General features: G+C 43.5%; 13 protein-coding genes. 8 read left to right on the top strand and 5 right to left on the bottom strand.

The window, feature by feature from the left end:
• Positions 1-165: 165 nt before the first annotated feature.
• The 4 genes from PQO05_RS11405 to PQO05_RS11390 all read left to right on the top strand — a co-directional run bounded on the left by PQO05_RS11405 (position 166) and on the right by PQO05_RS11390 (position 5,519).
• Positions 166-2,073: an AMP-dependent synthetase/ligase gene (locus PQO05_RS11405; protein ID WP_273633038.1), complete on the top strand. Its 1,908-nt coding sequence runs from the start codon at positions 166-168 to the stop codon at positions 2,071-2,073.
• A 205-nt stretch (positions 2,074-2,278) separates the two neighbouring features.
• Positions 2,279-2,830: a sugar O-acetyltransferase gene (locus tag PQO05_RS11400; protein ID WP_273633037.1), complete on the top strand. Its 552-nt coding sequence runs from the start codon at positions 2,279-2,281 to the stop codon at positions 2,828-2,830.
• 597 nt (positions 2,831-3,427) lie between these two features.
• Positions 3,428-5,152 carry a lysine--tRNA ligase gene (gene lysS / locus PQO05_RS11395; RefSeq protein ID WP_273633036.1) on the top strand — a complete coding sequence of 575 codons (1,725 nt, stop codon included), beginning with the start codon at positions 3,428-3,430 and terminating at the stop codon, positions 5,150-5,152.
• A 136-nt stretch (positions 5,153-5,288) separates the two neighbouring features.
• Positions 5,289-5,519 carry a hypothetical protein gene (locus PQO05_RS11390; RefSeq protein ID WP_273633035.1) on the top strand — a complete coding sequence of 77 codons (231 nt, stop codon included), beginning with the start codon at positions 5,289-5,291 and terminating at the stop codon, positions 5,517-5,519.
• Between the two features lie 49 nt (positions 5,520-5,568).
• Here the strand turns inward: PQO05_RS11390 and PQO05_RS11385 are convergent, their stop codons facing one another.
• Positions 5,569-6,114, bottom strand: coding sequence for a DUF2892 domain-containing protein (locus PQO05_RS11385; protein ID WP_273633034.1), 546 nt, complete (start codon positions 6,112-6,114; stop codon positions 5,569-5,571).
• A 72-nt stretch (positions 6,115-6,186) separates the two neighbouring features.
• Here PQO05_RS11385 and ung point away from each other — a divergent pair, with 72 nt between their 5' ends.
• On the top strand, positions 6,187-6,864 hold the full coding sequence (gene ung / locus PQO05_RS11380) for a uracil-DNA glycosylase (RefSeq protein ID WP_273633033.1): 678 nt from the start codon (positions 6,187-6,189) through the stop codon (positions 6,862-6,864).
• A 150-nt stretch (positions 6,865-7,014) separates the two neighbouring features.
• On the opposite strand, the gene PQO05_RS11375 is transcribed toward ung, so the two are convergent.
• Positions 7,015-7,485, bottom strand: a complete 471-nt coding sequence (locus tag PQO05_RS11375; RefSeq protein WP_074489870.1) for an Lrp/AsnC family transcriptional regulator — start codon at positions 7,483-7,485, stop codon at positions 7,015-7,017.
• Positions 7,486-7,605: 120 nt separating this feature from the next.
• On the opposite strand from PQO05_RS11375, the gene PQO05_RS11370 reads away from it, so the two are divergent.
• The 3 genes from PQO05_RS11370 to smpB are packed head-to-tail and all read left to right on the top strand — an operon-like array spanning position 7,606 to position 10,599.
• Complete coding sequence (locus tag PQO05_RS11370) at positions 7,606-8,262, top strand: metal-dependent transcriptional regulator (RefSeq protein ID WP_273633032.1); 657 nt, start codon at positions 7,606-7,608, stop codon at positions 8,260-8,262.
• The gene (locus tag PQO05_RS11365) at positions 8,259-10,130 is read left to right on the top strand and encodes an Nramp family divalent metal transporter (RefSeq protein ID WP_273633031.1); all 1,872 of its coding nucleotides are present in this window, start codon (positions 8,259-8,261) and stop codon (positions 10,128-10,130) included. The genes PQO05_RS11370 and PQO05_RS11365 overlap by 4 nt, the downstream gene beginning before the upstream one ends.
• Before the next feature lie 19 nt (positions 10,131-10,149).
• On the top strand, positions 10,150-10,599 hold the full coding sequence (gene smpB / locus PQO05_RS11360) for an SsrA-binding protein SmpB (RefSeq protein ID WP_273633030.1): 450 nt from the start codon (positions 10,150-10,152) through the stop codon (positions 10,597-10,599).
• A 166-nt stretch (positions 10,600-10,765) separates the two neighbouring features.
• On the opposite strand, the gene PQO05_RS11355 is transcribed toward smpB, so the two are convergent.
• The 3 genes from PQO05_RS11355 to PQO05_RS11345 all read right to left on the bottom strand — a co-directional run bounded on the left by PQO05_RS11355 (position 10,766) and on the right by PQO05_RS11345 (position 14,434).
• Positions 10,766-11,422 carry a protein-L-isoaspartate(D-aspartate) O-methyltransferase gene (locus tag PQO05_RS11355; RefSeq protein WP_273633029.1) on the bottom strand — a complete coding sequence of 219 codons (657 nt, stop codon included), beginning with the start codon at positions 11,420-11,422 and terminating at the stop codon, positions 10,766-10,768.
• A 133-nt stretch (positions 11,423-11,555) separates the two neighbouring features.
• Entirely contained in the window at positions 11,556-14,042 is a 2,487-nt protein-coding gene (priA, locus tag PQO05_RS11350) for a replication restart helicase PriA (RefSeq protein WP_273633028.1), read from the bottom strand.
• Between the two features lie 5 nt (positions 14,043-14,047).
• Positions 14,048-14,434 carry a DUF423 domain-containing protein gene (locus tag PQO05_RS11345; protein WP_273633027.1) on the bottom strand — a complete coding sequence of 129 codons (387 nt, stop codon included), beginning with the start codon at positions 14,432-14,434 and terminating at the stop codon, positions 14,048-14,050.
• Positions 14,435-14,445: the final 11 nt, after the last annotated feature.

Below are 14,445 nucleotides of genomic sequence, written 5' to 3'. Positions count from 1 at the left end.
CAAAATCATATCATTCTAAAACAACAAAAGCCCCGACGATTGCCGGGGCTTTTTGCGTTAATGCGTTTTACATTGGAACGGAAGTTGCTGCTATTTAATACCCTAATTTGTTTTTACCTATAAATAATTAAATTTGTTCTTTTTGTAAAAACCCCAGTTAAATTAATGAACCTGAATACAGAAGTTACAACCGTTCCTGAACTGCTTAGAAACGTTGTAAAAAACATTCATCCGGATACGCATACTTTCTTAATTGATAAGGTAAAGGATAGCTGGCAGGAAATATCCTACCGGGAAACGCTGGATAATGCCGATGCGATATCGGCCTGGTTTCTTAACATTGGGATTAAAAAAGGCGACCGCTTAGGCCTGCTAATTGATAACGGCCCCGATTATATTTATTACGACCAGGCTTTACAGCAAATTGGCGCTGTAAATACTTCGATATACCCTACACTTACCGAGGCTGAGGTTGAATATATTCTGAACGATTCGGGCTCGAAAACTATTTTGGTGGGCAATCCTTTTTTGTTCCGCAAGGTATTAAAGGTGGCTAATAATTGCCCGGCGCTAATCCGTATCATTCCTGCTTTCGACGATTTCGAAAAATATACCGAGAACCTGAATTTAACCGCTGGTGTAGTGAGTTTTGCAGAGGTTATTGCCGAAGGTAAAACGCTGGTTGATCAATACAAACTCACCATCAACATTGCCCGCGAAGCTATTTTGCCGTCTGATCTTTCGTGCTTAATTTATACTTCGGGCACCACAGGTACGCCCAAAGGTGTAATGCTTACACATAGCAACTTTGTGGAAACCATCCGTGATGCGCTGGAGCAAATCTGGAACGTGGATGAGAACGATTTATTCCTTTCATTCTTGCCACTATCGCACGTGTTTGAGCGTTGTGCTACATACTATATCTGTTGCGGTGCGGGCTGTAAAATAGCTTTTGCACAAAGTTTGGAGTTGCTGGCCAAAAACCTGATGGAGGTTAAACCTACCATTATGAATTGCGTGCCGCGATTATTAGAACGCATCCACGATAAGGCCAACAAAAACGGCATGAGTGCAGGCGGCGTAAAAACCAAAATATTTACCTGGGCGATGGAAATTGGCCAGAAATATCGCCAGGCAAAAGAGAGCGGCAAAAAGCCAGGCTTTATATTAGCCCGGGAATATAAGATTGCGCACAAATTGGTATTCAGTAAGATCATCGAAAAAACCGGTGGCCGCTTAAAATTCCTGATCTCGGGTGGTGGCGCCTTACCACGTAACGTGGGCGAGTTTTTTGGCAACTTGGGTGTGCCTATCCTGGAAGGCTTCGGCTTAACGGAAACTACGGGGCCAATGGCTGTTACTGAGTTTGAACGCCAGGTTTATGGTACTGTAGGCCGCATTTTTAAACGGACAGAAACAGCCATCCAAAACATCGAAACCGGTAAAATTTATACGGTTCAAAGCTATGACACTTTCGACCCTAATTTTGAGTCGGAAGAGGGTGAAATCATCATCCGCGGCGTATGCGTAATGAAAGGCTATTGGAACAAACCCGAAGAAACCAAGGCTGCAATTGATGCCGACGGCTGGTTCCACACGGGTGATATAGGTCGCTTTTACAAAGGCTACCTGCAAATTACCGACCGCCTTAAAAACATGCTGGTAAATGCCTACGGCAAAAATATTTACCCCACCCCGGTTGAAAACACTTACCTCAAAAGTCCCAAAATTGAGCAGGTGTTTTTAGTGGGCGATAAACGCGAATATGTAACAGCCATCATCGTTCCATCACGTGAAGGCCTGCAGGAAACCTTCGGACTTACTGAACAATATTTCGACCAACCAGAGCAATTTATCAGCGACAAGCAAGTAACCGACTGGATTGGTGCTGATATTAAAAAACTAAGTAACGAACTGGCCAAGTTTGAGCGCATCAAAAACTTCAAAGTAAAACGCAACCCATTCAGCATGGACGAAGGCGAGATGACCGTTACCATGAAAGCCAAACGCAAGGTAATTGAAAACAAATACGCCGGTGCCATTAATGAAATGTATATAGGGGAAGAAGAGTAAGCCCCCTAACCCCCTAAAGGGGGAACCATGTCCATTTTGTCATTGCGAGGAACGAAGCAATCTCGTCGCCAATGCTTATTCGATCTGCATAGCTACGAGATTGCTTCGCTATCGCTCGCAATGACAAAATTCTCTTGCGCGTTTACAACGCGTGCTTAAAAACTTCATTGCGTCTGCGACGCATCTTCGCTATCTTAGCCTTACCATGAAATCAGAAAAACAAAAAATGCTCGATGGCGAAGCCTACCTTGCCAATGATCCCGAACTGGTAAAAGGGCGTACCAATGCTAAGAAATTACTTCATAGACTAAACGTTACCGAGTATTTGTTTAATGATGCCGCTAAAGAGATTGTTAAAGAACTGATCCCCAACGCAGGCGAAGGTTTATACATCGAACCACCTTTCCACTGCGATTATGGGTATAATATCAAAGTAGGTACCAATGTATATTTCAATGTAAACTGCGTGGTGCTTGATGTTTGTAAAGTAAACCTCGGCAGCAATGTGTTCTTCGCCCCTGCTGTGCAAATCTATACTGCTGCCCATCCCCTGAATGCCATAGAGCGCCGCAATACCGAATTTGGCAAACCCGTTACTATTGGTGATGACTGCTGGATAGGCGGCAACACGGTAATTTGTCCGGGCGTTACCATTGGTAACCGCTGCGTTATTGGTGCGGGGTCTGTAGTTACTAAAGATATCCCTGATAATTCATTGGCGGTTGGTAACCCCGCAAAGGTGATCAGGCATTTATAAAATTTCAAAGAACGATTTTGCTGATTTCACATCTGCATCTGTATCCTTTTTGTCATCCAGAGCGATAGCGAAGGATCTTCTTCACCATACTTCTATTCGCGCAGAAGATTATTAATAGGTCTTTATTTTTATATGTATTAATGAGCTTCCTACGGTCGGTTCTTCACATACGTTCAGAATGACAAGTGTGCGAGTTTTTAAGTAAACAACTAAACCATTAACACCAGCCCGAACCCAGTCCGGACATCTGCATGAATAGCAGCGTAGAGACACAATATTTTGTGTCCCCCTCTATCATCCCTACGGCGGCGATCTCATAGATTTCATCATAAATTATTCTGTGAATTAATACCCGGTGATTTACCGGCCATTACAAAGTAAACACCTTACTATTTAGCTTTCGCTGGCGCTGTTTTGACAGCACTTTTCAATTTGTTGATTTGGCAATTTGTCAATTAGTTAATGCCCCTGATAATTGGATGAGTAATTGTCAAATTAGCACATTGCACTATTGACAAATCGACAAATTAGCTAATTGACAAATTATTTCTACGAAATATCGTATTTTTGCAACCTTATAATTTTTAGCGTTTTACTATGAGTATTGCAGACTTATCTGAGCAGGAAATTTATCGTCGCAAATCGTTGCAAGATCTTCGCGCCCTGGGCATTGAGCCCTACCCGGCCGAAGCTTACAATGTAAATGCCTGGGCTCAGGATATTAAGGATAATTTTAACAGCAACCCGGATGCTTACCAACAGGTACAGCTTGCCGGCCGTATCATGACCCGCCGTATTATGGGTAATGCCTCTTTCTTAGAGTTGCAGGACTCAACCGGCCGCATACAGGTTTACCTGAAGCGCGATGATATTTGCCCCGGAGAAGATAAAACGCTTTACAATAACGTATTTAAAAAGCTATTAGATTTAGGCGATTATATCGGCATTAAAGGCTATGTGTTTTTAACCCAAACAGGCGAAATTTCTGTACACACACAGGAAATGACCGTTTTGGCTAAATCACTAAAACCGCTGCCTATTGTTAAACGCGATGAGGACGGCAATACCTTCGATGGTTTTACCGACCCTGAACTGCGTTATCGCCAGCGTTATGTGGATTTAACGGTTAACCCCGATTTTAAACAGATCTTCTTAAAACGCACCAAGGTGATCAGCACCATGCGTAATTATTTTAACGAGCAGGGCTGGATTGAGGTTGAAACTCCTATTCTACAACCTGTACATGGTGGCGCGGCTGCAAGGCCTTTCGCTACGCACCATAACACGTTGGATATGCCGCTGTTTTTGCGCATTGCCAATGAGCTATATTTGAAACGTTTGATCGTTGCCGGTTTTGATGGTGTGTATGAGTTCGGTAAAATGTTCCGTAACGAGGGTATGGACCGCACGCACAACCCGGAATTTACATCGATGGAAATCTATGTAGCCTATAAAGACTATATCTGGATGATGGAGATGGTTGAAACCTGCCTGGAGCGTATTGCCATTGCCGTTAACGGTACTGCTATTGCACAGGTTGGCGACAAACAGATCAACTTCACCGGTCCGTATGAAAAGCTGTCGATGTATGATTCGATCCTGAAATATACCGGTATCGATGTATCATTGATGGATGAGGCGGCTTTACGCCAAACCTGTCGTGATTTGGCCATTGAAGTTGACCAAACCATGGGTAAAGGTAAACTGATCGATGAGATCTTCGGTGCTAAGGTTGAGGCTAACTTAATCCAGCCAACCTATATTACCGATTACCCGGTTGAGATGACACCACTTGCTAAAAAGCACCGTACCAAAGAAGGTTTGGTTGAGCGTTTCGAACTGTTTGTAAACGGTAAAGAGATTGCGAATGCTTATTCTGAGTTGAATGATCCGATTGATCAACGCCAGCGTCTGGAAGATCAGCTGATCTTAGCCGGTCGTGGTGATGACGAGGCTATGGCAATGGACGAAGACTTCTTACGTGCCTTAGAATACGGTATGCCGCCAACGTCAGGCCTGGGTATTGGTATCGACCGTTTGGTAATGATGCTGACTAACCAGAGCACCATCCAGGAAGTATTATTTTTCCCGCAGATGCGCCCTGAGAAAAAAGCTAAAGTAGTTACTATTGATGATTTTGTTGAAATTGGTGTACCTGCCGAGTGGGTGCCTGTGGTAAACAAAATGGGCTTTAATACTGTTGAAGAATTGAAAGCAGCCAACCCTAACAAAGTATTTAACGACTTAGGCGGTATGCGCAAAAAACTGAAACTGGAAATTGCAATACCTGCAAAAGAAGATGTGATGGCTTGGTTTAACTAAAACTAAGTTTAGTATCCAAATACAACAAAAGAGCAGCGATTTAACATAAATCGCTGCTCTTTTGTATTTTAAGGCCTAATGTTAACTGAAATTTAAAGGTCACATAACTTTTTGTTTATTTTCCTGTTCTAACTTTATGAAAGAACAACATAAATATAAGCACATGACTTTAGAGATAACAGAACAGGAATACCTGATCAAACTCGACCGAAAAAAATTCGGCTTGTCTTTCATCCGCAGCCTATTAAAGCAGGTTGAAGTTGCACACCCATCTGAGGAAGAATTTTTCTCTCCTGACAGACACATACAACCTAATCAGAATCATTCATCAGAGCCGGATTATTTTGGTTCAATTGAAGAAAAATAATCCCGCCCTGCTCTTCCTATCTTTTTGTTTACTAATTAGCGCCTGCTAATTAGTAATTACGGTAGCCGCGTTGTACCTGTTTGTCCATTTGAGCAAGCTGGCCTTTCATCATTTTTATCTGCTCTGCCAACAGCTTGTTTTTATCTTCTTTGGTTGCTTCTGTTAAATATTGCTGCGCCTCGCGCTTGTTACGTTTGGCCATTGAAATACCTGCCAGGCTTAATTTAGCCAGTGCAGTATTGTGCGACATTTTCATGCCTAGCGACAAGGCTTTCTTAAAGTATTTTTCAGATTTCATCGGCGCCCTGCGCGATTCGATCAAACCAATCAGCAGGTTATAGTACCCCCACTGGTTTTTCCATAATTCTTTCTCGTAATCTTTAATCTTCAACAACCATTTTTCAGATTCTTCGTTGTTTTCTTTACGCAGGTAAAATTGCGCGATGATCATGTTTTCGTTAAAGAAGAAGCTTAACAAAATGATACCACCGATTAAAAGCACTAAGATTCCCCATCCCCAGAGACCGAATGCGCTCATGGCAATAGCAGCTCCGAGCACAACACAGGCTATAACAAGCCTAACAATATTTGACATAATTGTTTATGAATATATTAAAGCGCAAATATCCGTTTATTTGTACGTTTAATCAACACTTACTAAATATTTATGGCGATAGATCTGGAACCCTCATGGCTCGAAGTTTTGCACGATGAATTTGAAAAACCGTATATGCAAAAACTACGCGAATTTTTAAAAAAAGAGAAAGAAAACGGTGCCCGCATATACCCCAAAAATGCAGATATTTTTAATGCTTTCAACAAAACACCCTTCGATAAAGTAAAGGTGGTAATCCTGGGCCAGGATCCCTACCCAGGCGATCATCAGGCTCATGGCTTGTCGTTCTCGGTACAGAAAGGTATTGCCATCCCCAAATCGCTCCAAAACATTTATAAAGAGCTTACAACAGATATACCCGGCTTTACCTACCCCACACACGGTAACCTCGAAGAATGGGCCAGCCAGGGTATACTGCTGCTAAATGCCACGCTAACCGTTCGTGCAGGCGAATCGGCATCGCATCAAAAAATGGGTTGGGAAATATTTACAGATGAAGTGATCCGCAAACTGTCAGAAAAACGAAAAGGTATTGTGTTTATTCTCTGGGGTAACTACGCCCAATCAAAAACCGATTTAATAGATCAAACCAAGCATCATATTATTAAATCGGTACACCCATCACCACTATCCGTAGCACGGGGTTTCTATGGTTCTAAACCATTCTCGAAAGCAAATGATTATTTAATAAAAGAGGGAGAGAAGCCGATTGACTGGCAGATACACTGAAGCAGTTGTGAGGGAGTGAATTAGTGAGTGGTGATTAGAAAGACAATAATGCATTTTGAGTTGTGAATTAATGAGCAGTTCTATTCACAACTCACTAATTCGCAAATCGCAACTATTCACTCCCTCACTAATTCACAACTCACAATTAAATTAATACTCCAAAGGTACTATCGGTTCCTTTTTACTAGTCGACATGATCATCATGGTTTGGAAGGTTTTAACCACACTGATGCGGCTGATCTTTTCCATGATCAGTTGCTCGTACGATTTAATATCGCGCACGTAACACTTCAACAGAAAATCGCATTGACCGGTTACGTGATGGCACTCGGTTACTTCCTTAATTTTCTGGATCTCATCTAAGAAAATCTGGATGGTATTATTCTTGTGGAAATCTAGAGAGATCTGGATAAAGGTTTTGATACCTAGTCCCAACTTCTCCTCATCCACCAACGCGTGGTAACTTTTAATGTACTCGGCGTTCTCCAATTTCCGCACACGCTCCAGGGTTGGTGCCGGCGATAAACCAATCTCATTCGATAGCTGCAGGTTAGTAATTCTGCCGTTTTCCTGTAATATCTTTAATATCTGTAAATCTATTTTATCTAATTCTGCTGCCATGATGCAAATATAGAAGCCTCCTTCAACAAAATATAATTTTTTTAAAACCCGGTTAAACAAATAATAATTCTAATTAATAAAAATTTAGATTAGTCTAAATAATTGTTTAGATTTGTATAAATGCAAACCTTTACAGAAGAGAATTACCTTAAAACCATTTACAAGCTATCTGCCGAAGATGCCTCGGTTACCACTAACCAACTGGCTGCTACTCTGCAAACTAAGGCAGCCTCGGTTACCGATATGCTAAAGAAACTGGCCGAGAAGAAACTGATTGATTACGTACCCTACTATGGCGTAACCCTTACCGAAATCGGCAAAAAAATAGCAGTTGATGTGGTACGCAAGCACCGTTTATGGGAATATTTTTTGGTAGAAAAACTCAATTTTAAGTGGGACGAGGTGCACGAAATGGCCGAAGAACTGGAACATATTTCATCGGTTGAGTTGATTGACCGCCTCGACCAGTTTATGGGCTACCCTGCTTATGACCCCCACGGCGACCCCATCCCCGACAAGCATGGCCGCATGAAACAACAGGAGTTCAAACCTATTAGCCAGTTAGGTGTTGGTGAAAGCGGAGTGATCTCCGGCGTGCGCGAGCACTCCCCTGCCTTTTTGCAATACCTCGAAAAATTGAACCTGATGCTGGGCAACCAGGTTAAGGTGATTGAAATTTTGGCTTACGACCAATCAGTGGTATTAACAGTTAATCAATCAGAAAACAGGATCAGCATCGGTAAAGAGGCTGCCAAAAATATTTTAATAAGCGCATGAGCGAATCTCTAAGCAATGTACACAGTTCGGTAGCCACTGATAAAGTTGGCTGGCGTAAGTTTTTATCTTTTCTGGGCCCGGCCTATTTAATCTGCGTTGGCTACATGGACCCAGGCAATTGGGCAACAGATCTGGCGGCAGGTAGCCAGTTTGGATATAAGTTGATATGGGTACTGTTATTATCCAACCTCGTAGCCTTGCTACTACAGTCATTAAGTGCCCGTTTGGGTATTGTACGGGGTTTAGATCTGGCGCAGGCATCCAAACATGCTTATAACCGTTTTATTAACTTTTGCCTGTTCATCCTTGCACAGATAGCCATTGTAGCCTGTGATCTGGCCGAGATTATTGGTATGGCCATTGGTTTAAACTTGTTGTTTGGTTTACCGATGATCTGGGGTGTTTCGCTAACCTTGCTGGATACCCTGCTCCTGCTTTTCCTGATGAATAAGGGCATGCGCAAGCTCGAAGGCTTTATTGTGTCGTTGATTTTTATTGTTGGCCTATCATTCCTCACAGAGATGTTTATTGCCAAGCCCGATGTGCATGAGATAGCCAAGGGCTTTATCCCGCATGCTTTATCGGGCAGCGCCTTGTATATTGCCATTGGTATTATTGGGGCTACGGTAATGCCGCACAACCTGTACCTGCACTCGTCCCTTGTACAAACCCGCAAAATTGAGCGGACTGATGAGGGTATCAGAACCGCCATCAAATTCAACATTTGGGACACATCTATTGCACTTAACCTTGCTTTCTTTGTCAACGCAGCCATATTGATACTGGCCGCAAGCGCATTCTTCACCAAAGGTTTTCACCAGGTAGCCGAGATCCAGGATGCTTATAAATTACTGGAGAAAATCTTCGGCAGTATGGCACCAACATTATTTGCCATCGCGCTGATTGCCTCGGGACAAAGTTCTACCATCACGGGTACGCTGGCCGGTCAGATTGTAATGGAGGGGCACATTAACCTGCGTATTGCGCCTTGGCTGCGCCGTCTGTTAACACGTTTATTGGCTATTATCCCGGCCTATTTCACTTTGCTATATGCGGGAACAGATGCTTTAGGCCATCTACTGGTATTAAGCCAAGTGGTATTGAGTTTACAGTTGGGGTTCGCCGTAATTCCGTTGATCCACTTTACATCTGATAAAGTACGGATGGGCAAATTTGTGATTAACAAATGGGTAAAAGCCATCGCCTGGATTTTTGCGGTAATGATTGTAGGCTTAAACGTGCAACTGGTAATACAGCAATTGGGCGACTGGAGTAGCTCCGGCTCGGTATCACCATTAATTTTAGATACTGTAATTGTGCCGGTTATTATCGCCATTGGTGTACTACTTGTTTACGTAACACTTCGTCCGTTCTTTTACAAAACACCTGATAAGCCTAATAATGTACCGCACGGCATTGCCAGTGCCATACATGAGATTGACAGAATTAATTACAAACACATTGGCGTATCACTTGATTTTTCGAAGAACGATTGGGAATCCATCCGCCACGGTGTAATGCAAGGCGGTAAAGATGCCCGCTATACTTTAATCCACGTGGTGGAAACTGCCGGTGCCAAATACCACGGAACCGATGTAATGGACATGGAAACCCAGAGCGATGCCGATAACCTGCAAACTTATGCCGACGAATTGCGTACTTTAGGTTATGATGCCCATGCGCGGATCGGTTACGGCTCAACTTCTACCGGTATTGCCGATGTGGTGAAGGCAGAAAAGGTAGATTTCCTGGTGATGGGATCGCACGGACATAAATTTTTAAAGGATTTGATTTTCGGCACAACCGTTAATGAAGTCCGTCACAAGGTAAAGGTGCCGGTTTTAATTGTGAAACCTCTACCTAAATAATTCGTATTTTTGCAAACTAATGGCTCAAGACTTATATATAAAAAATAAAAAGGCATATTTTGAATACCACGTACTGGACGAGTACGTAGCCGGACTAAAACTGCTTGGAACCGAGATTAAATCGATCCGAGAGGGAAAGGCTAATTTGAATGACGCTTTCTGTACTTTCATAGATAATCAGTTATACATCCGTAACCTGCACATTGCAGAGTACTCGCACGGTTCGTTCTACAACCACGAAGCCAAGCGCGACCGTGTATTGCTACTCAATAAAAAAGAACTCAAGAAACTCAAAACCCGCACCGAAGAAAAGGGCTTTACCATTATCCCATTGGCCATTTTCATCAGCGAACGTGGTTTCGCCAAACTAAAAATTGCTTTAGCCCAGGGTAAAAAGACTTTTGATAAACGTGAAACGCTGAAAGAGCGTGATACGAAGGTGGAGATGGATAGGGCGATGAAACGCTAAGAGTAGCAGTTTTTTTAGTAGCAGTGGCAGTCTACACCGCGCACGTCATTGCGAGCGACAGCGTGGCAATCCCCTACTTACAGAGCGGCCTTGTAGAATTGAACTGCATAGTCGGTGATTGCTTCGTTCCTCGCAATGACGTGGGAGAAAGACCCACTTCCCTAGTTCACCACGCCTTATCCCCTACCAAGGGCACAAACCTAAAAGTATCCAAAACGACTTTCTCATAGTCATTCTCAGCTACTTTGAGAATCGTCACCATCTTTTGTTCGCTTTCGCTACCTACGGGGATAATAAGCAGTCCGCCAACTTTTAATTGTTTTAATAATATTTCGGGCACGGTTGGGGCACCGGCGGTTACGATGATCTTGTCGTAAGGCGCGTGTGCTTCTATCCCTCTCGAGCCATCTCCTAGAAAGAAATTCGGTTTGTAACCCATGTAAGGTAATACCTGCTTGGTTCGCTCGTAGAGCTTCTCCTGCCGTTCTATGGTATAAACATTGGCACCAAGCTCCAGCAGGATACAGGTTTGGTAGCCCGAGCCAGTACCTATTTCCAACACCTTATCGTTTTTATTAACGTGCAGTAATTGAGTTTGATAAGCAACTGTATAGGGCTGCGATATCGTTTGACCTTCGCCTATCGGGAAGGCAATATCTTTGTAAGCCTGGTTCCAGAAAGTTTCGTCGAAAAAGTAGTGGCGGGGCACCTTGCCAATGGCGTGCAGCACCCGCTCGTCATCAATGCCTTTTTTTGCTAAAATATCAACCAGCCTTTTACGGGCACCCTTTTCGCGATAATTGTCTATAAACTTGTAGGCCATTGTTAACACAAAGTTAGGCAAAATGAGCCACGCTAAAGAGAGGTTTAATTTTATGTTTGTATTGACAAATTTTAAGCCTGTTGTTTATCAGGGGCTTAATTTGAGCCTATATTTATCAACACGTTTCTTTAGTTTAATACGGATCAACATCAGGCTGCACCACACTGCCTTTGCTGAGCTTAGTAGTTTGAAACTGCAGCATCACATTGCGGATAATATCCTTAGCCTTATTCAGCGAATCTGTATCGCGCTCAAACTTCAGCATGATAGATTTGATATAGAAGTTACGGATACGGCTCACCAGTGGATACTCGGGGCCGATTACCCGGTCACCAAAATGCTTACGGAGTTCAGCACCTAAATATTCAGCCTGCTGGTAAAGTATATCGGGATCTTTGTGTTTGATGTCGAGCTGGATCATACGATAGAACGGCGGGTACTTAAAGCTCTTCCGCTCGTCGATCTCGTTTTTGTAGAGTTCGGCATAATCATTATCAATCACCTGCTGTATTACGCGGTGACTAGGGTCATAAGTCTGTATCACCACCTTACCTTGCTTACCTCTACGCCCCGCCCTGCCGCTTACTTGCGCCAACATTTGGAAACTGCGTTCATTGGCACGAAAGTCGGGGTATTTCAACAGGCTGTCGGCATTGATGATCCCGATAACCGTAACATCTGCAAAATCCAATCCCTTAGCCACCATTTGCGTGCCGACAAGTATATCCAGCCGTTTTTCTTCCAGGTCATTCATAATATTCTGGAAGGCATTTTTGGCACGGGTAGTATCCAGGTCCATGCGCATAATGCGGGCTTCTGGTAAAAGCATAGTCAGTTCATCTTCTACCTTTTCGGTACCAAAACCTTTATATTCTAAATGGGCCGAACCACAGGCCGGGCAAGTACTTGGGCTATCTTCTTTGTATCCGCAATAATGGCAGTGCATTTTGCCGCTATGTTTGTGGTAGGTTAAACTTACATCGCAATTGATACATTTGGGCGTGTAAGCACAGGTTTTACACATCATTACCGGCGCATAACCACGACGATTCTGGAACAGGATAATTTGCTCTTTCCGTTCAATGGCCTGCTGCATATCCTCCATCAGCACACTCGTAAAGTGCGACTGCATGGTTTTCTTTTTCAGTTCTTCGGCAATGTTTACTACTTCAATCTGCGGCATTTCTACACCACCGTAACGCGTTTTCAGTTCCGCAAAACCAAACTTGCCACTCTGGGCATTATAGTACGATTCTATGGATGGCGTGGCCGAACCCAACAACACTTTACCTTTATACATCGCACCTAAGTAAATAGCCGCGTCACGCGCGTTGTAGCGCGGTGCCGGGTCAAATTGTTTGTACGATGTTTCGTGCTCCTCATCAACCACAATCAGCCCAAGATCTGCAAATGGCAGAAAGACAGACGAGCGCGCACCGAGTACAATTTTATAGCTGCCGTCCAGCACCTTTTGCCAAACCTCTACCCGTTCCTGGTCGTTAAAACGGGAATGGTATACACCTATCGATTCGCCGAAATAACGGCGCAGGCGTTCAATAATATGTGTGGTGAGGGCAATCTCCGGCAACAGGTAAAGCACCTGCCTGCCCGCGGCTATCATTTCCTCAATCAATTTAATATATAGTTGTGTTTTGCCCGATGAAGTAATACCATGTAGCAGCACCACATCCTTTTGCGTAAATTGCTCGCGAATGCTGTTTAACACGCCTTCTTGCTCCTCGCTTAAAACAGCGGTAAGCTCGGGGTCGGTATCATTTTCGAAGAACAGTCGGCTCACGTTAACATCTTCAGCAATCAAAATCTCTTTCTCTACCAAAGCCTTAATTACTGCCGAACTTGCTCCCGAAGCCTCGATCAGATCTGGTTTCGATACCTTTTTACCGCCACGGGATAGATTAATATAAGCCAGCACTACATCCGCCTGTTTAGGCGCACGTTTCTCCAGGATTTCAAAAAGTTCCTGCATTTGTTCACCCTGGTAAAAAGGATTGAGCTTAATAAAAGTACGCTTACGGGGTTTGTAACGCTCGTTAACCGTTTCCGAAATCATGATGAGGTTCTTCTCGAACATCAGTTTCAGGATCGGCATTACCGTTTTTTGTCCGAGAAGTTTGGCTATATCACTAACCGTTAATTCGGGCTGAATGTCGAGCGCATCAACAATCAGGTATTCTTTATCATTGAGCGATGAGCGATCTATCTCGTAATCTTTATTGAGTACAATTTTGGTTTCGCTTGCCAGTTTCAGGGCTGATGGCAGGGCGGCATTCATTACCTCGCCAGTGTTGCAGAGGTAGTAATTGGCCATCCATTGCCAAAAACCAAGCTGAACATCGGTAACCACAGGCTGCTCATCCAGCACATCCATCAGATATTTTGCTTCGTACTTTTCGGGCGCATGCTCGCTTATACCGGCAATAATGGCCGTGTACAGCTTGCTTTTACCAAATTGCACCACTACACGCTTGCCTATAGCCACCACGTCGTTCAATTCAAACGGCACGCGGTAAGTATAGTTTTTGGCAATGGCCAAGGGTAAAATTACCTCGACGAAAAGCGTTTTACGGCCAGCGTTGTATGTTTCCGCAAATTCGAGCATCTATATTATCTGTGTCTGATGGCTGCAATGGCCAAAGTAATCCAGCCGGATATAAAAAGTAAACCGCCTACTGGGGTAACCGGGCCTAACCAGTGTAACCAACTCCAGCCCAAAATATCGCGGCACGAGAGCAGGTATAATGAACCCGAAAAAAGCAAGATACCAAAAGTAAAAAGCCAGTATCCGGTAAAAATTACATTATTTTTAAACCGCCCGAAGGTGGACAAAAACAATAAGGCAAAAACGTGGTAGAAATGGTATTGTACTGCCGTATGCCATGTTTCTAACTGCGATGGTGTTAATACAGCCTTTAATCCGTGTGCGCCAAAAGCTCCTGTTATTACAGCAAGCACACCTAATAATGCGCCTGTTACTACTATTTGTTTGTTCATGATGGGTATTT

It is taken from the genome of Mucilaginibacter jinjuensis (genome assembly GCF_028596025.1).
In the GTDB taxonomy this organism is placed as follows: Bacteria; Bacteroidota; Bacteroidia; order Sphingobacteriales; family Sphingobacteriaceae; genus Mucilaginibacter; species Mucilaginibacter jinjuensis.
This window is presented reverse-complemented; position numbering and strand designations above follow the sequence as displayed.